Below are 19,101 nucleotides of genomic sequence, written 5' to 3'. Positions count from 1 at the left end.
GAAGGCTACGGCAGGTCCCGTAGCGTGAGGGGGTGACGGTCAGGCTGCCCCGCGAGATCTGGGTCCTCGTCGTCGCCGCGTTCGTGGTCGCGATCGGCTTCGGGATCGTCGCCCCGGCGCTGCCCGCCTTCGCCCGCTCGTTCGACGTCGGGTACGCGGCGGCCGCCGCCGTCATCAGCCTCTTCGCCGGGTTCCGGCTGGCGTTCGCGCCGATCGGGGGCCGGCTGGTCGGCCGGTTCGGGGAGCTGCGGGTCTACACCGTCGGGCTGGTGCTCGCGGCCGCCTCGGTCGGCGCCACGGCGTTCGCCCAGAGCTACTGGCAGCTGCTGGTGTTCCGCGGGGTCGGCGGCATCGGCTCCACGATGTTCACGGTCTCGGCGATCTCGCTGCTCATCCGGCTCGCCCCGCCGGAGGCGCGGGGCCGCGCGTCGGGCATGTGGGCCACCGGGTTCCTGCTCGGCAACATCGCGGGCCCGCTCGCGGGCGGCGGCCTGATCGCGGTCAGCCTGCGGGCGCCGTTCCTCGTGTACGCCGCCGCGCTCCTGCTCGCGACGGCCATCTCGCTGCCGCTGCTGCGCGGCCGGGTCGGCGGCCCCGCCCCCGCGGACGAGGAGGTCTCGCTGACCTTCGGCCGCGCCGCCCGGCACGCCACCTACCGCGCCTCGCTGGTGGCGAGTTTCGCCAACGGCTGGACGGTCTTCGGGGTGCGCGTCGCGCTGGTGCCCCTGTTCGTGGTGGAGGCGCTGCGGCAGAGCGAGACCTGGGCCGGGATGGCCCTCGCGGTGTTCGCCGCGGGCAACGCCGCCACCCTGCTGTGGTCCGGCCGGGTCGCGGACCGCCGCGGGCGCAAGCCGCCGGTCATCGCGGGGCTCGTGGTGTCCGCCCTGGCCACGGCCGGGTTGGGGCTCACCGAGGTGCCGTGGATCTTCCTGGGCCTCTCCGTCCTCGCCGGGGTGGGCAGCGGCCTGATCAACCCGGCGATGACCGCCGCGGTCGCGGACGTGATCGGCAGCCGCGCCCGCGGGGGGACCGTGCTGGCGGGCTTCCAGATGGCGGCGGACGTCGGTGCGATCGTCGGGCCGCTGGCCGCCGGTGCGGTGGCCGAGGTGGCGGGTTTCGGCTGGGCCTTCGGGGTGACGGGCCTGGTCTCGGTGCTGGCCCTGCTCTTCTGGGTCCGCGCCCCGGAGACCCTGCCCCCGGTGGAGCGCTGCGATCCCACGGCCGAGGCGGTCGCGGGGGAGCGCGCGGTCGGCGCGGAGTAGCGGCCTACTCGTCCAGCTTCGCCGGGTCGAGGGTCGCCTTGCGCACGCCGAGCCGCCGGTTCAGCAGCACCGTGATCCCGTACAGGACCAGGCCGAGCACCAGCAGCAGACCCGCCAGCTCGTACTGGATCGCGTCCCGGCCGGAGAAGGGCAGCACCAGGTAGGCGCTGGCGACGGCGCCGACGACCGGCAGCCAGGTCGGGGTGCGGAAGTGGTGGCCGTCGTCGACCCGGTCCTTCCGCAGCACCAGGACGGCCACGTTGACCAGCGAGAACACGGCGAGCAGCAGGAGCGAGGTGGTGCCCCCGAGCGCCGACACGACATCCGACGACGAGTCCAGGGACACGTAGGTGATCAGGCCGAAGGCCACCAGCGTGGTGAAGATGATGGCCACCCACGGGGTCCGGCGGAAGGGGTGGACGCGCGCGAGCGGCTTGGGCAGCACGGCCTGGTTGGCCATCCCGTAGAGCAGGCGCGAGGCCATCAGCATGTTGATCAGCGCCGAGTTGGCGACCGCGAACATCGAGATGAACGGCAGCACCGCGTCCGCGGGGATGCCCGGCGCGCCCGCCCGCACGACCTCGACCAGCGGGGTCTCGCTCGCCGCGAGCGGCCCGACCGGCACGAGCGCCACCGCGCAGATCGCGACGAGCACGTAGATGATCCCGGTGAGCGTGAGCCCGGTGATCATGATCTTCGGGAAGATGCGCCGCGGCTCCTTGCACTCCTCGGCCATGTTCACCGAGTCCTCGAAGCCGACCATCGCGAAGAAGGCCAACGACGTCGCCGACGTGACCGCGAGGAACGTGCCCTTGTCCTCCGGGGTGTCGAAGGCGACGACCCGGGACCAGTCCGCGTCCCCACCCGCGATCGCGTAGACGCCGATGAGGATCACCAGCAGCAGCCCGGAGAGCTCCACGAGGGTGAGCACCACGTTGAGCTTCACGCTCTCGCCGACGCCACGCAGGTTCACGATCGCGACGAGCACCATGAAGGCCAGCGCGACCAGCACGATCCCGCCGTTCCCGAGGTCCCACCCGAAGCCTTCGGCGAGGTTCGACGCGAACGCCCGCGAGGCCGTCGAGGCCGACGTGATGCCCGAGGACATCACCACGAACGTCACCATGAACGTGAGGAAGTGGATGCCGAAGGCCTTGTGCGCGTAGAGCGCCGCGCCCGCCGCCTGCGGATACTTCGTCACCAGCTCGAGGTAGGAGAAGGCGGTGACCATCGCGACCGCGAAGGCCACCAGGAAGGGCAGCCAGGCCGCCCCACCGACCTCCTCGGCCACCTGGCCGACCAGGGCGTAGATCCCCGTGCCGAGGATGTCGCCGACGATGAACAGCAGGAGCAGCTTCGGCCCCATCACGCGCTTGAGAGCGGGCTGCGCGGTCGCCTCGGTCGCCTCGGTCATCGGACAAGCGTGGCCATACCGGACGGATCTGTCGACTCCTGGGGCTCAGCGCGCGGCGAGGTAGGCGGGCCAGCTCCCGTGCGCGGTGACGTCCCGGCCCGTGGCCCAGGACTCGCAGACCAGGCCGACGACGGAGTCGCCGTCGGCCAGCGCCAGGCGTCCGACGGCCAGGGGAGACGGCAGCGAGACGGCCAGCTCGCCGACCGCTCCCACGGCCAGGGTGAACAGCTCCACCTCCACCGACTCGCCGCCTTCGGCGACCCGCACCAGCCCGCCGCGGGCGACGCCCGCCCCGTCGAGCGCGAGCAGGCGGTAGACGGGGGCGGTGCGGGCGACGCGGAGGAACCGGGCCCCGAGGGTGAGGAGCTCGCCGTGCAGCGGGTGGCCGCGCCGGTGTGCGGCGACCACCGCCACCGGCACGGTCCTCACGCCGGCACCTCGGACACGTGCGCCGCCACGATCCGCCAGCCCTCCGGCAGCTTCACCCAGGTCTGGGTCTGGCGGCCCTCGGCGGGGGAGTCCGGGTAGCCGAACAGGGTGCTGACGACCGCCGTGGTGGGCGAGGTGGCGAGGACGACCGTCTCGGACAGCGTGCGACCGGGTGGCACCCCGGGGTTCGCCGCCCGCCACGCCGCGATCTCCGTCGCGCCGTACTGGCGGTCCGCCACGCCGTAGCGCACGCAGCGGGGGTCGTCCCAGAACAGCTCGGTGAGCACGGCGACGTCCGCCTCGCGCAGGGCCCGCTCGTACCGCCCGAACACGGCGGCGACCTCGGCCGCCGTGTCGGGGAGGGCCCCGGCGTCGGGGAAGGACGAGGGACCCGCCGCGGGGGCGTGTGCCCCCGCCCCCGCGGCGGTCAGACGGACCACGTTCACGCCGTGGCCGGCTTCTCGGCGGTCTCCCCGCTCGGCACACCCTCCCGAGGGACCGGGACGCCCTCGCCGGGCTCCGCGCCGACGAGGTCCGCGGCCACGGGCTGGTCCTCGCGCACGCCCGTGTCGGTGCGGCCCCGCATGACCAGCCCGAACACCGCCAGCACGATCGCGGCGAACAGGTAGCCGAGGGCGATCTGGCCGCCCACGTTCCAGCCCACCTGCTCGGCGTGGATCAGCCCGATGAACCCGAGCGCGGCCCCGATCGCCGAGTACGCCGCGGCGGCGAAGAAGTTCTTGTCGATGACGAACACGGTGATCGAGCCGAGCACCATGCCGGCGAGGATCGCGCCACCGCCCAGCAGCGCGGTGCCGTGGTAGACGAGCCCGGCACCGCTCAGGGCCTGCTCGCCGACCTGCTCGGCGCTCGTCCCGGCGGCGGACAGCGCGTTGTCGATCAGCCCTGACGCCCAGGACGCGATGTTCGGGATGATCGCCATGACCACCGCGACGGCGTGCCGCTTCGGGGTCTCCTGGAAGGCCTGGGCGCCGATCAGCAGTCCGATGTAGAGCAGGATCGGGACGATCGCCGGCGTCGGCAGCAGGGCGCCGAGCAGCGAGAACAGGCCGAGGAAGCACATCAACGCGATCACCACGCCGGACGCCAGCGAGTACGTCGTGCGGCCGCCTGCGGCCTTCCAGCCGGGGTGGCCGATGTAGACGGCGGGCGGGAACGGGCAGCCCAGCACCGACCCCACCACGGCACCGATGCCGTCCGCCGCGAGGATCGCGCGCAGGTTGTACTCGTCGCCCGCGACGGCCGCGGACTCGACATTGGTCATGCCCTCGGTGAAGTTGTAGATGCCCAACGGGATGGCCGTGGCCAGCAGCGGGGCGACGTCTCGCAGCCCCTCGATCAGCCGGCCGATGCTCGCGGTGGGCAGCGACACCGCGACGTTGCCCGCGGCCTCCGCGACGGCCGGGCCCGACATGTACCCGCCGACCCAGCCGATCGCCGTGCCCACCAGCAGCGCGGCGAGCCCGACCGGGATGTTGCCGGGCAGCTTCAGGTCGGTGAAGAAGCCGATCAGGATGATCACCATCACCGGCAGGGCGATCCACAGCGCGGTGAACATCTGGGCGGCCGGTCGCATCGAGATGAACGCGATCGAGACACCGGCGAGGGTGCCGAGCATCGCCGCCTGCGGCGTGTACTTGCGGATCCACGGCCCCACGAAGGCGCCGACCAGCACGATCAACCCGATGATGAAGGACCAGGCCAGGCCCGCGGCCCAGGCGACGAGGGGGTCCTTCGTCGTCAGGTAGATCGGCAGCATGATCACGAAGACCACGATGAACATGTGCGGCACGGACGGGCCGTACGGCATCGCGCACACGTCCGTGCGGTTCTGTTTCCGGGCCAGCCGCCGGGCCAGGTAGGTGTAGTAGACGTTGCCGATCAGCAGCTGCACGCCGAGCGCGGGCAGGATCACCCCGAACACCTCGGCCCCGGGGATGTTGACCACGCCGAGGCAGAGCCCCGAGAGGGTCAGCACGTTGACCAGGGTGTTGAAGCCGAGACCGAAGAAGGCGTTGGTGTCACCCGACACCCACCAGGACAGCTTCATCGGGGTGGGCTTCTCTTCGATGACACTCATGCGACGACCTCCTGGGACTCGAGGGCTGCGAGCAGGGCGGACGAGGGGGCGACCCAGCCGAAGATCCCGCCCTGGGCGGCGATCATCTCCAGGGCGACGCGGTGGAACTCGGGGAAGTACGAGCCGGTGCAGTCCGAGAGCACGAGGCACTCGTAGCCCCGGTCGTTGGCCTCCCGGACGGTGGTGTGCACGCAGACCTCGGTCGTCACCCCGGCGACGATCAGGGAGCTGATCCCCTTCTCGCGCAGCAGGTCCCCGAACCCGGTCCCGTGGAAGCTGCCCTTGCCCGGCTTGTCGACGACAGGCTCCCCCGGCAGCGGGGCCAGCTCGTCGATGATGTCGTGGCCGTACTCGCCGCGGATCAGGATGCGCCCCTTGGGCCCGGGGTCCCCGATGCGCAGCGACGGGTTGCCGCGGTTGAGCTTGGCGGGTGGGCAGTCCGACAGGTCGGGCACGTGGCCCTCGCGGGTGTGGATCACCGTCATGCCCAGCGCGCGGGCGGTGGCGAGGACCTGCTGCAGGGGCGGGATCACGCTGCGCAGCAACGAGACGTCGTTGCCGAGGGTCTCGCCGAAGCCCTCGGGCTCGCAGAAGTCCCGCTGCATGTCGATGATCACCAGCGCGGTGGTCGCGGGGTCGAACGAGTACGGTCCGGGGTTCGCGTCCACGATCATGAGTCACTCCAGGTGGTCGCCTCGACGACGGCGTCGGCGGTCCCGACGGCGCCGAAGACCCCGCCCTGCATGGTCACCATGTGCAGGGCGGCGTCGTGGTTGGCGGGGTCGGTGGCGCCGGTGCAGTCCGAGAGGATCAGGCACTCGTAGCCGCGGTCGTTCGCCTCCCGCATGGTGGTGTGCACGCAGACGTCGGTGGTGATGCCGGTCAGCAGGATGTGGGTGATCCCGTTGCTGCGCAGCACCAGGTCGAGCTGGGTGGCGTAGAAGGCGCCCTTGCCCGGCTTGTCGATCAGCACCTCGCCGGGCACCGGCGCGACCTCCGGGACGATCTCCCAGCCGGGCTCGCCGCGCACGAGGATCCGCCCGGTCGGTCCGGGGGAGCCGATCTCCGCGCCGATCTGCTTCGAGCGCCAGCGCTTGTTGGCGGGCAGGTCGGACAGGTCGGGGGCGTGGCCCTCCCGGGTGTGGACCACCAGCATCCCGGTCTCCCGGGCGTGCGCGAGGAGCCGGGCGGTCGGCCCGAGCCCCTTTCTCGTCAGCCCGATGTCATAGCCCATGCGGTCGACGTAGCCGCCCGGCCCGCAGAAGTCGACCTGCCAGTCGATGCAGATCAGGGCCGTCTTGGACGCGGGGACCGCGCCGTCGTACGGCCAGGCGTAGGGGCGGGCCGCGACGGGGCCGATCGTCGCGGTGCGCGTGCTCGTGCTGAGATCTGTGGAGCCTGTCATGCCACCTCCATCGGTGTCGGGACGAGCGCGGCTGCTGCGGTCAGCAGTCGGGTCTCGGAGAACGCGGGGCCGAACAGGGTCACCCCGCAGGGCCGCCCGTCGGCCGTGAACCCCGCGGGGACGGCGACGGCGGCGAGGTCGAGCAGGTTCGTGAACTGCGTGTACCGGCCGAGCACGAGGTTGCGGCCGACCGGGTCCTCGGTCAGCTGCGCGCGGGTGAACGTGGTCGGGACCGTGGGGAGCAGCAGCACGTCGGCGGTCTCGAACAGCCGGGTCGCCCAGGCCTTGAGCTCCTGGAGCCGGTAGATCGCCCGGAACGTGTCGACGGCGCTGAAGTCCGCGCCGCGCTCGATCACCGCGCGGGTCACGGGCAGCACCGCGCCGTCCCCTGCCAGGAAGTCCTCCAGGTGGGCCAGCCGCTCGGCCACCCACGGCCCGCCGTAGAGCAGGTCGCCCGCCTCCCGCAACGGCGCGGCGTCACAGCGCACGAACCCGTCCGCCCTGGTCACCGCGGCCTCGACCACCTCGGCGAACCGCGCCTCGACGGCGGGGTCGAGCTCCAGGCCGTCCGGGACGGCGAGCCGCAGGCCGGGCGCCGCGGGGGCGTCGGGCCGCGACCACGGGTCGTCCGGGTCGGGGCCTGCCAGGACGTCGAGCACCGTGGCGGCGTCGGCGAGGTCGCGGGTGAACACGCTGACGCAGTCCAGCGAGCGGCACGCGGGCACCACACCCGAGGTGCCGACGAGCCCGCGGGTCGGCTTGAGTCCGACGATCCCGTTGAGCGCGGCGGGGACCCGGCCGGAGCCCGCGGTGTCCGTACCCAGGGCCACCGGCACGATCCCGGCGGCCACGGCGACCGCCGACCCGGAGCTGGACCCGCCGGAGATCAGGTCCCCGCCGTACACCGACTCCGGTGCGCCGTACGGGGAACGGGTGCCGTTGAGGCCGGTGGCGAACTGGTCCAGGTTCGTCTTCCCGACGACGATCGCGCCCGCCTCGCGCAGCCGCCGCACGGACCCGGCGTCGGCCGTGGGGGTGTAGGCGAAGTCCGGGCAGGCGGCGGTGGTGGGCAGCCCGGCCACGTCGATGTTGTCCTTGACCGCCACCGGGATCCCCCACAGGGGCAGGGCCCGGTCCAGTCCCTCGAGCTCCGCGGCCCGCTCGCGCAGCACCTCCGCGGGCGTGACGCTGATCCACACCGCGTCGTCCCCACGACTGGCGATGTGCGCGAGCACGTCTTCGACCACCGTGAGGGGCCGGAGCGTCCCGGCCCGGTAGGCCGCCCGGAGTGCGCGCACCCCGAGCGCTGTCACTGTCTGCACTCCGTCGATTGTCGACAGTTTGGTGTCAGGGCAAGCCTCCCGACGTAACGGCTGTGTGAACCCCGTCTCTGTCCCGGGCACCCGGGACACCCCGACACGGGTGGTCGGGACAGGCGCCGGGCGACCCTGGCCCGCATGACTACACACGCCCTCCCCGCCGTGCCACCGCGCGTCCGCCCCCGTGCCTGGGCCTGGTGCGGGATCGCCGCCGGCGTCCTCGGCCTCGGCGGTCTGCTCGCCACCGGCAACCTCTACGACCCCGCCGCGGGGCTGCTGTCGGACAACGCGCGACTGCTCGAGGCGGTCCGCGGGTCCGCGACGCTGATCCTCGCCCACCAGGTGCTGTGCGCCGCGCTCGTCGGGCTGCTGGTGGTGTTCGGGGCCGGGCTCGAAGGCCGGCTGCGCCAGACCCTGCCCGCGGGCTCGCTGCTCCCGGGGATCGCCGCGGCCGGCGTCGGGCTCACCGCCGTCGCGCTGCTCGTCGGCGCGGGGTACGACACCGACCTCTGGTGGGCGCTGCCGCCGGAGGTCGCGCTCGACCCGGACGCGGTGAGCGGCTACGTCGTCTTCTACAACACGATCCCGTGGCTGTGGGGCGGGCTGGCGCTCAGCGCGGGCGCGACCGCGGTCGCGGGCCTGCGGCACGGGGCGGTCGGGCGGCCCACGGCGTGGTGGGGCGCGGCCTGCGGGACGCTGCTGGTCGCCACCCAGCTCGCCCCCGCGCAGTACGCCGCGGTCCTGCCCGGGGCGCTCTGGCTGATGGGGGCGTTCACGTTCCTGCGTGCTCGCCCGTGATCGTCGTGTGTCCGTGATCCACGCCCTGGCGGTCCCCGCGGCGGCGGTGACGGTCGTCGCGGCCGGGCTGGGCGGGCTCCTGGCGCTCCACGCGGGCGCCGGGGTCACCGACGTCGCGTCCCTGCTGTTCGTCGTCGCCTGCGGGGTGGCGGGCGGGCTGGTCGCCCGGCAACGCCCGGCGGACCGGGTCGGGCCCCTGCTGCTGGGCGCCGGGCTGTCCTTCGCCGTCGCCGAGGCGTGCGGCCGGACCGCCCTCGCGCTGCCCGACGGTCCGCTCGCGGCGGCCCTCGGCTGGCCGCAGACCTGGCTCTGGGTGCCCGGCAACACCTGCCTCGCCCTCGTGCCGCTCGCCCTCGCCGAGCCCGCGTCGCGGCTGCGGCGGGCGGTGGGGGGAGCAGTGCTGGTCGCCGGCGTGGTCACCGCCCCGCTCGCCGCCCTGCGGCCCGGTGCCGACGGGCAGCTCGGGGTCCCGAGCAGGCCGAACGCCCTGGGCGTGCCCGCGCTGCAGGGGTGGGTCGACCCGATCGCGGCGGCGTTCACCCTGGTCGTGGGGGCGGCGTTCCTGGTCGGCGGCGCGCTGGTGGCCCGTCGCTGGTGGCGCACCCCGCGCGAGGACCCGCTGCGCCACCGGCTCCAGTGGCCGATGTGGGCGCTCGTCGTGGCCTGCGCCACGGTGCTCCTGCGCCTGGTCTCGGGTCTGCTCGACGACGATCCCGCGCTCTGGCCCGTCGGCGCCCCGATGTGGGAGGTGGCCGGGTCGGCGGCCGCGGCGCTGCCCCCGGTCGCGGTGGCGGTCGGGCTGGTGCGCCACCGGATCGTCGACATCGACCGGCTCGCGGGCCGCACCCTGCTCTACGGCGGGCTCACCGCCACCGTGCTCGCCGCCTACCTCGCGGTGGTGACGGCCGCGGTGCACGTCCTCGGTCCGGCGGCGGGCCTGCCGGCGTCCGCGCTGGTGGCGGCCGGTGCCGCGGTGGGCGCGGAGCCGCTGCGGCGGAGGTGGCAGCGCCGGGTCGACCGCCTGCTCTACGGCGAGCGCGGCGACCCGTACGCCGTCCTCGCCGGGCTCGGCGCCCGGCTGGAGTCCGTGGCCGACCGGGCCGCGCTGGCGGACGTCGCCGAGGCGGTCCGGACCTCGCTGCGGCTGTCCGCGGTGGCGGTCGTCGGGCCCGACGGGGTGCTCGCCACGGCCGGGTCCCCGCCCGGCGAGCCGGAGGTCGTCCCGCTGCGGGCGGGCGGGGACCGGGTCGGGGAGCTGCGCCTGGCCGGGCGCGAGACCCGCGCGCGGCGGGACCGGGCGCTGCTGGCGGAGATCGCCCGCCCGATCGCCGCGGTGGTCCGGGCGGTGGCGGAGGCCGAACGGGCGGACCGGCTCACCGCCGACCTGCGGCGCTCCCGGCAGCGGCTGGTCCTGGCCGCCGAGGAGGAGCGCAGGCGCCTGCGCCGCGACCTGCACGACGGGCTCGGCCCCACCCTCGCCGGGCTCGCCCTGCGCGCCGAGGCCGCCCGGGAGCTGGGAGACGACGCCGCGGGCCGGGTCCTGCTCGACGAGATCGTCGCGGACACCGCGACCGCCCTGGCGGACGTCCGGCGGCTGGTCGACGGCCTGCGCCCGCCCGTGCTCGACACCCTCGGCCTGGTCGGGGCGCTGCGGGCGCACCTGTCCGCACGGCCGCCGGGGACCGCGCCCGTCGACCTCGAGGACGCGCTCGGCGACGCGCCGCTGCCCGCGGCGGCCGAGGTCGCGGCCTTCCGGATCGCCGTCGAGGCGGTGGCCAACGCCGACCGGCACGCCCGCGCCCGCCGGATCCGGGTGGCGGTGCGTGGGCCTGCGCCCCTGTGGATCCGGGTCGCCGACGACGGGGTGGGCCTGCCCGCGCACCCGCGCGCCGGCGTCGGGTTGGGGTCGATGCGCGAGCGCGCGGCCGAGCTCGGTGGCCGCTGCACGGTGCGCGGCGTGACCGAGGGCGGGACGGAGGTGATCGTGTGTCTGCCGTGACGGACCCGGTCCGGGTGCTGGTGGTCGACGACCACCGGGCGTTCCGGTCCGGCGTGTGCGCCCTGCTGCGCACCGATCCCGGCGTGCTGGTGTGCGGCGAGGCCGCGAGCGGGGAGGAGGCGGTGGCGGCGGTCCGCGCGCACCACCCGGACGTCGTGCTGCTGGACCTGACCATGCCCGGCATGGGCGGGGTCGCGGCGGCCGAGCGGATCGTCGAGGCCAGCCCGCACGCCCGCGTCCTGGTCCTCAGCATGGCCGACGACGACCACTCCGTCCTCGCGGCGCTGCGCGCGGGGGCCCGCGGCTACCTGCTCAAGGGGTCCGGGCGGGCGCAGATCCTGCGCGCGGTGCGGGCCGTCGCCGCGGGCGAGGCCGCGTTGGGCCCGTCGGTGGCGGCGCGGCTGGGGGCCTTCCTGGCCCCGACCCCGCCGCCGGTCGACCCGTTCCCGGAGCTGACCGCCCGCGAGTCCGACGTGCTCGCGCTGCTCGCGCAGAACCTGACGAACCCACAGATCGCGGCCAGGATGGGGATCGGCGACAAGACCGTCCGCAACCACGTCTCCGCGATCTTCGGCAAGCTCGGGGTCGCCGACCGGGCGGGCGCGGCCGAGCTGGTGCGGCTGCGCGGCGGTCAGGCCCCGTCGAGCCCGGGGGAGAGCTCCGGGGCGAGGTAGGTCTGGGCGCCGTGGCCCGCGAGCGCGGCGAGGACGGTCGCGGCGTCGCCCGAGGCGACCGCCTCGAACAGGTGCCGGTGCCGGTGCGCACCCTCGGCGGGGGAGCGCTGCTCGGCCTCCCGGCGCATGTTGGCGGCCATGTAGAGCTGCAGTTGCATGATCACCGGCTCGTACACGCGCAGCAGGTGCCGGTGCCCCGCCAGCGCGACGAGCGCGACGTGGAACTCGCGGTGCGCGTCCGCCCGGTCGAGCGAGGCGTCCTGCGCCGCGGCACGCTCGATCCGCTCCGTCGCCCGCTCGAGGACCGCGAGCCGCTCGGGGTCCGGCGGCGCCGCCAGCGCGGTCTCCACGGCGTAGCGCTCCAGCGCGTCCCGCAGCCCGAACAGCTCCGCCATGTCCGTGGCCGACAGCTCCGCGACCCGCACGCCGCGCCGCGGCAGGTGCTCGACGAGACCCTGTTGCCCCAGCAGCCGCAGCGCCTCCCGGACCGGCGCCCGGCTGATGCCGAACCGCCTGGTCAGCTGCTCCTCGACCAGTCGCTCACCCGGGGCGATCGCGCCGCGCAGGATGTCCCCGCGGATCCGCTCCAGCGCGAGCTCGACGAGGCTCTGGGCCCCCAGGCCGAGCTCAGCGGTCACGGCTCCTCCTCGCGATGGTGTGGCTCCAGCCTGTCACACACTCGCGGTGGGTCAGCTCACACCGACACCGATCAGCGTGCCCACCAGGTAGGTCGCACCCGCGGCGATGGCGCCGAACAGGAGCTGGCGCAGCCCGCCGCTCCACCATGTGCGGATGGTGAACCTGCTGCTCAGGGCCCCCGCCACGAACAGGCCGACCGCGCCGATCCCGAGCCCGAGCAGCAGCGACGAGGAGCCGAACAGGAACGACAGCAGCGGGACGATCCCCCCGATCGCGAAGCACACGAACGAGGAGCCGGCCGCCACCCAGGGCGACGGCTTGTCGTCCAGGCTCACGCCCAGCTCCTGCGTCACGTGGACCCGCAGCGCGACCTCGGGGTCGGCGCCGATCTCGTCCGCGACCCGGTTCGCGGTCTCCTCGGTCAGCCCCATCTCGAGGTAGCGCGCGACGAGCTCGGCGCGTTCGGCGCGGGGGTGTCGGGCGAGCTCCCGCCGCTCGAGGGCGGCCTCGGCGTCCACCGCCTCGTTCTGCGTGCCGACGGAGGCGAACTCGCCCAACGCCATCGAGAACGCGCCCGCCACGAGCCCGGCCATCCCGGTGAGGATGATGACCTCGCGGTCGGCGCCCCCGCCGCCCACGCCCGCCAGCAGGGCGATGTTGGTGACCAGCCCGTCCATCGCACCGAAGGTCGCGGCCCGCAGCCAACCCCCGGAGATGTCCCGGTGGCGGTGGTCGTCCTGGTGCTCGGCGAGCTCGGCGGCGTCGTCCACGTGCGGAAGCGTAGCGCCGACCCCACACTGACCCGATGGAACCGCTCTGGTTGTTCGCGGACCAACTGGGCCCCCACGTGCACGCGACCGACGAGATGCGCGACCGCGAGGTCGTGCTCGTCGAGTCGACGAAGGCGCTGCGCCGCAAGCGGTTCCACCGGCAGAAGCTGCACCTGGTGCTGTCCGGCATGCGCCACCTCGCCGAGGAGCTCGGCGACCGGGTGCGCTACCTCGAGGCCGACACCTACCGGGAGGCCCTCGAACGGGTGGGGGAGCCGGTCGTCGTGCACGCGCCGACGTCCTTCGCCGCGGCCGACCTCGTCGAGCGCCTGCGGAAGGACGGCCTGGTCTCCGACGTGCTGCCCACACCCACCTTCGCCCTGTCCAAGGCGGAGTTCGACGACTGGGCGGGTGACCGCGACCGGTTCCGGATGGAGGACTTCTACCGCGCCCAGCGCGAACGCTTCTCCGTCCTCATGGACGGCGACCAGCCGGTCGGCGGGACCTGGAACCTCGACCACGACAACCGCGAACCGCCGCCCAAGGGCGAGGCGCACCTCCCGGTGCCGGGTCCGTGGCAGCCGACCGAGGACGACATCGACGAGCAGGTCCGCCGGGACCTGCAGGACGTGCCCGCGGTCGGCGTCGACGGCCCGCGCCGCTTCGCCGTCACCCACGACGAGGCTCAGCAGGCTTTGCGGCACTTCGTCCGCCACCGGCTGGAGCTGTTCGGCCCGTACGAGGACGCGGTCATGGAACAGGACTGGGCGATGGCCCACTCCCTGCTCTCGGTGCCGCTGAACCACGGCGTCCTGCACCCGCTCGACGCCGTGCACGCCGCCGAGCAGGCCTACCGCTCCCAGGAGGTTCCGCTCGCCTCCGCGGAGGGTTTCGTCCGGCAGGTCCTCGGCTGGCGCGAGTACGTGTGGCAGCTCTACTGGCGTTTCGGTCGCGGCTACACCCGCCGGAACGCCCTGCGCGCCCACACCCCGCTCCCGGACTGGTTCACCGAGCTCGACGCCGACGCGGTCACCGCCGCCTGCCTGCGCTCGGCGCTGGAGGGGGTGCGGGACCGGGGCTGGGTGCACCACATCCCGCGGCTGATGGTGCTGGGCAACCACGCCCTGCAGCGCGGCTACCGCCCCGCCGAGCTCAGCGAGTGGTTCCGCACCGCCTTCGTCGACGGCTTCGAATGGGTCATGCCGCCCAACGTGATCGGTATGAGCCAACATGCGGACGGCGGCCTGCTGGCGACCAAGCCGTACTCCTCGGGAGGCGCCTACCTCCACCGCATGACCGACCACTGCGGCGGCTGCGCCTTCGACCCGAGGAAGCGCCTCGGCGAGGACGCCTGCCCCTTCACCGCAGGCTACTGGCAGTGGGTCCACCGCCACCGCGACCTGCTGGCCGAGAACAACCGCACCGCCCGGGCGGTCGCAGGCCTCGACCGCCTCTCGGACCTGGACCAGGTCCTGGAACAGGAGTCCGCCCGCGAGCACTTCTGAGTCCCGGCCCGAGGGTCCTCACCCCGGTCTCAGGTGGCGGGTCTACCGTTCCTCGCGTGACGAGGAGCCGGGCGCTCGACGGGATCGGTACCCTCGCGCGCCTCGGCCTCGCGGCCGTCTGGATCACCTCCGGCCTGCTCAAGGCGGTGGACCCGGCGCAGACCTACGTGGCGGTCCGGGCGTACGACGTCCTGTCCCGCACGGCCGTCGGCGTCGTCGCGGGTGTCCTCCCGTGGTTCGAGCTCGCCCTGGGACTGCTGCTCCTCGCGGGCGTCGGCGTCCGCGCGGTGGCCGTGCTGTCCGCCGGGCTGCTCCTGGTGTTCCTCGCGGGCGTGACGCAGGCGTGGGTGCGCGGGCTGTCCATCGACTGCGGCTGCTTCGGCGGCGGCGGTGCGGTGGCGCCGGGACAGACGCAGTACGTCCAGGAGATCCTGCGAGACGTCGGGTTCCTGGCGCTGGCGGCCTGGCTGGTCGTGCGCCCGCGCACGCTGTTCGCCGCCGAGCGGCGGCTCGTCACGTCGGGACTCGGGTAAGGAAGGGACACGGAAGTGGGCGGAGCGGACCGCAACGAGCGGCGACGTCGTCAGGAGGCCGCACAGGCCAGGCTGAAGGCGGCGGGGATCAAGCCCGAACGCAAGGGGCTCTCCGGGAACACGCTGGTGCTCGCGATCGTGGCCGTCGTCGTGATCGCGGCGATCGTGGTCGGCGTCGTCGTGACCCTGAACAACCGCAGCACCGAGGCCGCCGGTCCCGCCCCGAACTACCCGGTGGCGCGCTCGGGTGCCGTCATCACCGCGGGCCGGCCGAGCGCCCCGGTGACGGTCGACATCTACGAGGACTACCTCTGCCCGTACTGCGAGCGGCTGGAGTCGACGTACAAGGACCAGATCACGGCGGCGCTGAACGCGGGACAGATCAAGGTCGACTACCACGCGATCTCGATCCTCGACCGTGCGAGCAGCCCCGCGGGCTACTCCACCCGGGCGGCCAACGCGGCCATCTGCGCCGCGGACGCCGGCATCTTCCCCGCCTACCACGCCGAGCTGTACGCCGACCAGCCCTCGGAGGGCAGCGCGGGCTTCTCCGTCCAGGAGCTCACGGACAAGGGCACGGCACTCGGCGCGGGCGGCACCTTCGGCCAATGCGTCGCGGCCCAGGCCAACAGCGGCCTGATCCAGGACGCGACCAACACGGCCGCCGCGAACCCGGCCTTGCAGACGAACGGCAACTTCGGCACCCCCACCGTCGCCATCGGCGGCCGGAAGATCGACGTCAACGACTCGGACTGGCTGCAGAAGGCCATCGCGGGCTGACCTCCCCGCTCTCGCGGGGACCCCCTCCCACGGGGTCCCCGCGAGGGTGTTGTAGGGTTCTGTTCATCGCAAGGGGCTGTGGCGCAGCTGGTAGCGCACTTGACTGGCAGTCAAGGGGTCAGGGGTTCGAATCCCCTCAGCTCCACCCTTCTGACCAGGCCGGATGAGTCTTCTGACTCTCCGGCCTGTCGTGTTGTGGAGCCAAACGTGGAGCATTTGGGCTTAGCGTCTCCACGTGGCCAAGACCAGCGCACGCCGTCGAGTGAGACAGCGCGGGGAGATCGAGATCCTTCCCAGCGGCTCGCTGCGCGTGCGCGTCACCGCCGGTCGGGACCCCGTCACGAAGCAGCGGCACTACCTGACTGAGGTCATCGCGGCGGGCCCACTCGCGGAGGACGAAGCAGACAAGGCCCTCCGCCGCCTCCTAGTACAGGTCGACGAGAAGCTGAACCCCCGCACAGCGGCCACGGTCGCCGTGCTCCTGGAGAAGCACTTCGCCCTGCTCGAGGTGGAGCGCACGACCAAGGCCACGTACGAGAATCTCGCGCGCACCCACATCGTTCCCGTGATCGGCAAGGTGAAGCTCTCCGCGCTGACGTCGGAGGTCTTCGACTCCTTCTACGCCGAGCTCCGCCGATGCCGGAAGCATTGCCGGGGCCGTCGCGGCATCGAGCACCGCGTGAAGTCAGCTCACGACTGCGATCACCGCTGTCGGCAGCATGTCTGCAAGCCGCTGGCGCAGTCGACGATCCGTCAGATCCACGTGATCCTGAGCGGAGCGCTGCGTCGGGCAGTGCGCTGGCGGTGGCTCTCCCGCAACCCGATCGAGAACGCCGAGCCACCGAAGCAGCCGCCCGCGAACCCGCAGCCGCCAACCTCCGCGGAGGCGGCTCGGATCCTCAACGCCTCTTGGGACGACCCGGACTGGGCAGTCCTGGTGTGGCTGACGATGGTGACCGGGGCGCGCCGCGGCGAGCTGTGCGCGCTGCGCTGGGACGACGTCGACCTGGTGACCGGCACGCTCCGCGTCCAGCGCTCGATCGCCGAGCTCAAGACCGAGACGTGGGAGAAGGACACCAAGACCCACCAGCACCGGCGAATCGCGTTGGACCCCGAGTCTGTCACGCTGCTGACCGCCCACCGCGCTCGAAGCATGGAGCTCGCGGCGCAGCTGGGCTTCGAGCTGGCTCACGACGCCTTCGTGTTCTCCCATTCGGGAGACGGCGCTACACACATGAACCCGCGGACGATCACCCGTCGCTACAGCCGCCTGGTTCATGGCCTGAAGATCAAGACGACGTTTCACAAGCTGCGCCACTACTCTGCGACAGAGCTCATCGCTGGCGGGGTCGACGTCCGCACTGTCGCCGGGCGTCTGGGCCACGGAGGCGGAGGAGCGACCACACTGCGGGTCTACGCGGCGTGGGTGTCGGAAGCCGATCAGCGCGCATCATCCAACCTGCTGGACCGTCTCCCGCAACGTCCAGTTGGAGACCCAGGTGTGGTCGGCCCGGACGAGCTGGTGGCGCGCAATCCGTTCGAACTGACCGCAATGGACCTCCGCGCTGAAATCCTCGACGGCACTATGGCTGCGGGCGAGGTCCTACCCACGACCGCCGAGATCGCCGAGCAGTACGGCGTTGCGATCGGCACCGCGAACCGCGCGCTGAACCTGCTTCGAGAGTGGGGACTGATCGAGCCGCGCCGCGGCGTACGCGCGGTGATACGTGCAATTCCGCAGGCCGCCGCGAACGCCGAGGACGCAGACAAGACGGATGCTGCCGAGATGGTCAAGGACGAATCGACGGTGGACGAGCCGGTGGTTGTGCTGGAGACCAGTGCGGACATGCTCCCCCGAGCCGAGCTCCGCCCGACTGACGCACCGATGATCGGGACCGGTCTCATCGAGCTGGTTCTCCGCCGCGGAGGCGCGGTTGTCAGCAAGGTCGTCACGGCTCCGGTGCCGATGGAGCCTGGAGCACTCCACCGACTCCTCATCGACGGGATCACCCGGAGCGGCGGGATGGCTGCGCAGATCAGCGAGTACGAACTCGAGGTCCGCCAGTTCGGCAGCACCGACGCGATCCTGACCTTCGTGGCATAGCCAGCGCGGCTTCGCCGGAGGACCGCCTCCGGCGGGCTGTCCCGCGTGGTGGGCCTGCCTACCCCGCCCGGTCTCACCCACAAGGGCGCTGACGCGTCTGCTGGCGCAGACCGCCCTTCGGGCGGCCCTTGTGCGCGAGCCTCGCCGGGCGGGGTCGGGCGCGGAACGGCAAGGGCGGGCGCTTCGCACCGCGCCCCGCAATCAGCCCACCACAACAGCAAGAACACCCCCCCGGGCTGGTTGCCGATCCCACGGGAGGCCGCCGCCATGACCATCACCCACGACCACGAGGAGACCACCCAGGACATTCTCCGCGGCGCTCTCGGGCTCACGCCGAGGCACCGCTACATCTGGGACGGGAAGGACCTGATCGAGCCCTGCGGGGAGTGCGGGCACAACCCGATCCTGTACGTGCCCGCGCCTCTCCCGGCAGGCGACCCGGTGACCGACGTCGTTCCCGACCCGGAGGCCCTCCGGGAGGCTTCGGTGACGGTCACGATGCTGGTGGAGGTTCTCGACCAGCGTCGCGCAGCCCGCCAGGTCCGAGACCGCGTCCACCCCCGGGTCCTGCCCTACCTGCAGGCCGTCCCGGCGGATGCGATCGGCTCCCACGGCGCCGCCCGCCTGCTGCACGTCCGCCCGGTCCAGCCCCACGAGGGAGCGGTGGAGGTCGCCGCAACGATCCGCCTTCGGGGCCGGCGCCGTGCACTGGCGGCATCGTTCGAGCTGCACAACTCGTGGATCTGCCAGCCGATCCGGATCCTCTGAGCGACAGGCCGGGCGGGCTCAGCCCGCCCGGCCTTCGGCGCTCCAGCGGACCTGCGGGCGGTGTTCATCAGGCGGGTGGCGGGGGCTCAAGGCCGCCCGGGCCGAGCGATCTAATGGATCCGCCTTCCGGCGGCGACTCACAGTCGGCCGGTCTGCGCCCGTTCCGGCTGGCCGGGCTGGAAAGGGCGCTCCTTCACCCGGTCGCGAAAGACGGAGAGCCAGGTCGCCTCATCGCGATCCTCGAGAGCCGCGATCGCGTCCCAGTGGCGCATCACCATCTGCGCGAAGTCCCAGCGGTTCGCGCCCTTCACCGGCTCCATCAGGCAGGCGATGCGTAGACCGTGTTCGACGGCGAGCGCCGCCTCCCTGGGCTGAGTACGGATCTTCGAGTTCTTCGTGATCGCGATCCAGCCCCGCTCGGCCACGAGCGGGATCCAGGTCGGGTCCGGCGTGCCGAGAGGCAGCAGATGCTCGACAGGCTCGCTGCCGACACACGTCATGTCCTTGCGGAGGCGGGACAACCAGATGCCGAATCCGCGCGAGTCCTCGTCGACGATGAAGCGGACGTCGGTGAGGCTCGGTGCAGGGGGCATTCAGCGCG

19 protein-coding genes and 1 tRNA gene are annotated in these 19,101 nt (G+C 73.2%); 10 read left to right on the top strand and 10 right to left on the bottom strand.

Annotated features, from left to right (window positions below; all coding sequences use genetic code 11):
* Positions 1-32 precede the first annotated feature (32 nt).
* Positions 33-1,262: an MFS transporter gene (locus L3X23_RS19390; protein WP_237193537.1), complete on the top strand. Its 1,230-nt coding sequence runs from the start codon at positions 33-35 to the stop codon at positions 1,260-1,262.
* 4 nt (positions 1,263-1,266) lie between these two features.
* Here L3X23_RS19390 and L3X23_RS19385 read toward each other — a convergent pair whose 3' ends face one another.
* The 7 genes from L3X23_RS19385 to atzF are packed head-to-tail and all read right to left on the bottom strand — an operon-like array spanning position 1,267 to position 7,933.
* Positions 1,267-2,676 (bottom strand): APC family permease, encoded by a 1,410-nt coding sequence (locus L3X23_RS19385; RefSeq protein WP_237193536.1) that lies wholly within the window; start codon positions 2,674-2,676, stop codon positions 1,267-1,269.
* Between the two features lie 45 nt (positions 2,677-2,721).
* Positions 2,722-3,105 carry a hypothetical protein gene (locus L3X23_RS19380; RefSeq protein WP_237193535.1) on the bottom strand — a complete coding sequence of 128 codons (384 nt, stop codon included), beginning with the start codon at positions 3,103-3,105 and terminating at the stop codon, positions 2,722-2,724.
* Positions 3,102-3,551, bottom strand: a complete 450-nt coding sequence (locus tag L3X23_RS19375) for an AtzH-like domain-containing protein (protein WP_237193534.1) — start codon at positions 3,549-3,551, stop codon at positions 3,102-3,104. The genes L3X23_RS19380 and L3X23_RS19375 overlap by 4 nt, the downstream gene beginning before the upstream one ends.
* Positions 3,548-5,206, bottom strand: coding sequence for a regulator (locus tag L3X23_RS19370; protein ID WP_237193533.1), 1,659 nt, complete (start codon positions 5,204-5,206; stop codon positions 3,548-3,550). Before L3X23_RS19370 ends, L3X23_RS19375 begins: the two co-directional genes overlap by 4 nt.
* Entirely contained in the window at positions 5,203-5,880 is a 678-nt protein-coding gene (locus L3X23_RS19365; RefSeq protein ID WP_237193532.1) for a cysteine hydrolase family protein, read from the bottom strand. The genes L3X23_RS19370 and L3X23_RS19365 overlap by 4 nt, the downstream gene beginning before the upstream one ends.
* On the bottom strand, positions 5,877-6,611 hold the full coding sequence (locus L3X23_RS19360; RefSeq protein ID WP_093084166.1) for a cysteine hydrolase family protein: 735 nt from the start codon (positions 6,609-6,611) through the stop codon (positions 5,877-5,879). Before L3X23_RS19360 ends, L3X23_RS19365 begins: the two co-directional genes overlap by 4 nt.
* Positions 6,608-7,933 carry an allophanate hydrolase gene (atzF, locus tag L3X23_RS19355; RefSeq protein ID WP_237193531.1) on the bottom strand — a complete coding sequence of 442 codons (1,326 nt, stop codon included), beginning with the start codon at positions 7,931-7,933 and terminating at the stop codon, positions 6,608-6,610. The genes L3X23_RS19360 and atzF overlap by 4 nt, the downstream gene beginning before the upstream one ends.
* Before the next feature lie 135 nt (positions 7,934-8,068).
* Between atzF and L3X23_RS19350 the strand changes: the two genes are divergently transcribed.
* Genes L3X23_RS19350 through L3X23_RS19340 form a run of 3 tightly spaced genes read left to right on the top strand, consistent with a single transcriptional unit; the run spans position 8,069 to position 11,401 of the window.
* Entirely contained in the window at positions 8,069-8,728 is a 660-nt protein-coding gene (locus tag L3X23_RS19350) for a hypothetical protein (RefSeq protein WP_237193530.1), read from the top strand.
* A gap of 13 nt (positions 8,729-8,741) precedes the next feature.
* The gene (locus L3X23_RS36235) at positions 8,742-10,727 is read left to right on the top strand and encodes a histidine kinase (protein WP_237193529.1); all 1,986 of its coding nucleotides are present in this window, start codon (positions 8,742-8,744) and stop codon (positions 10,725-10,727) included.
* Positions 10,724-11,401: a response regulator transcription factor gene (locus tag L3X23_RS19340; protein WP_093084172.1), complete on the top strand. Its 678-nt coding sequence runs from the start codon at positions 10,724-10,726 to the stop codon at positions 11,399-11,401. The genes L3X23_RS36235 and L3X23_RS19340 overlap by 4 nt, the downstream gene beginning before the upstream one ends.
* On the opposite strand, the gene L3X23_RS19335 is transcribed toward L3X23_RS19340, so the two are convergent.
* The gene (locus L3X23_RS19335; RefSeq protein ID WP_237193528.1) at positions 11,359-12,039 is read right to left on the bottom strand and encodes a GntR family transcriptional regulator; all 681 of its coding nucleotides are present in this window, start codon (positions 12,037-12,039) and stop codon (positions 11,359-11,361) included. The genes L3X23_RS19340 and L3X23_RS19335 overlap by 43 nt on opposite strands.
* A gap of 51 nt (positions 12,040-12,090) precedes the next feature.
* On the bottom strand, positions 12,091-12,810 hold the full coding sequence (locus L3X23_RS19330; RefSeq protein WP_237193527.1) for a VIT1/CCC1 transporter family protein: 720 nt from the start codon (positions 12,808-12,810) through the stop codon (positions 12,091-12,093).
* Between the two features lie 35 nt (positions 12,811-12,845).
* Here L3X23_RS19330 and L3X23_RS19325 point away from each other — a divergent pair, with 35 nt between their 5' ends.
* The 6 genes from L3X23_RS19325 to L3X23_RS19300 all read left to right on the top strand — a co-directional run bounded on the left by L3X23_RS19325 (position 12,846) and on the right by L3X23_RS19300 (position 18,500).
* Positions 12,846-14,315: a cryptochrome/photolyase family protein gene (locus L3X23_RS19325; RefSeq protein WP_237193526.1), complete on the top strand. Its 1,470-nt coding sequence runs from the start codon at positions 12,846-12,848 to the stop codon at positions 14,313-14,315.
* A gap of 56 nt (positions 14,316-14,371) precedes the next feature.
* Positions 14,372-14,848, top strand: a complete 477-nt coding sequence (locus tag L3X23_RS19320) for a MauE/DoxX family redox-associated membrane protein (RefSeq protein ID WP_237193525.1) — start codon at positions 14,372-14,374, stop codon at positions 14,846-14,848.
* A 15-nt stretch (positions 14,849-14,863) separates the two neighbouring features.
* Positions 14,864-15,628: a thioredoxin domain-containing protein gene (locus tag L3X23_RS19315; protein WP_237193524.1), complete on the top strand. Its 765-nt coding sequence runs from the start codon at positions 14,864-14,866 to the stop codon at positions 15,626-15,628.
* A 72-nt stretch (positions 15,629-15,700) separates the two neighbouring features.
* Positions 15,701-15,773: transfer RNA gene (locus tag L3X23_RS19310), tRNA-Ala, on the top strand.
* A 90-nt stretch (positions 15,774-15,863) separates the two neighbouring features.
* On the top strand, positions 15,864-17,732 hold the full coding sequence (locus L3X23_RS19305; protein WP_237193523.1) for a tyrosine-type recombinase/integrase: 1,869 nt from the start codon (positions 15,864-15,866) through the stop codon (positions 17,730-17,732).
* A gap of 267 nt (positions 17,733-17,999) precedes the next feature.
* On the top strand, positions 18,000-18,500 hold the full coding sequence (locus L3X23_RS19300) for an Rv3235 family protein (protein WP_237193522.1): 501 nt from the start codon (positions 18,000-18,002) through the stop codon (positions 18,498-18,500).
* 137 nt (positions 18,501-18,637) lie between these two features.
* On the opposite strand, the gene L3X23_RS19295 is transcribed toward L3X23_RS19300, so the two are convergent.
* Positions 18,638-19,093, bottom strand: a complete 456-nt coding sequence (locus L3X23_RS19295; RefSeq protein ID WP_237193521.1) for a hypothetical protein — start codon at positions 19,091-19,093, stop codon at positions 18,638-18,640.
* Positions 19,094-19,101 lie beyond the last annotated feature (8 nt).

The organism is Pseudonocardia sp. WMMC193 (genome assembly GCF_021728735.1).
In the GTDB taxonomy this organism is placed as follows: domain Bacteria; phylum Actinomycetota; class Actinomycetes; order Mycobacteriales; family Pseudonocardiaceae; genus Pseudonocardia; species Pseudonocardia oroxyli.
The sequence above is the reverse complement of the archived record's forward strand: the minus strand, read 5'-3'. Positions and strand labels throughout refer to the sequence as shown.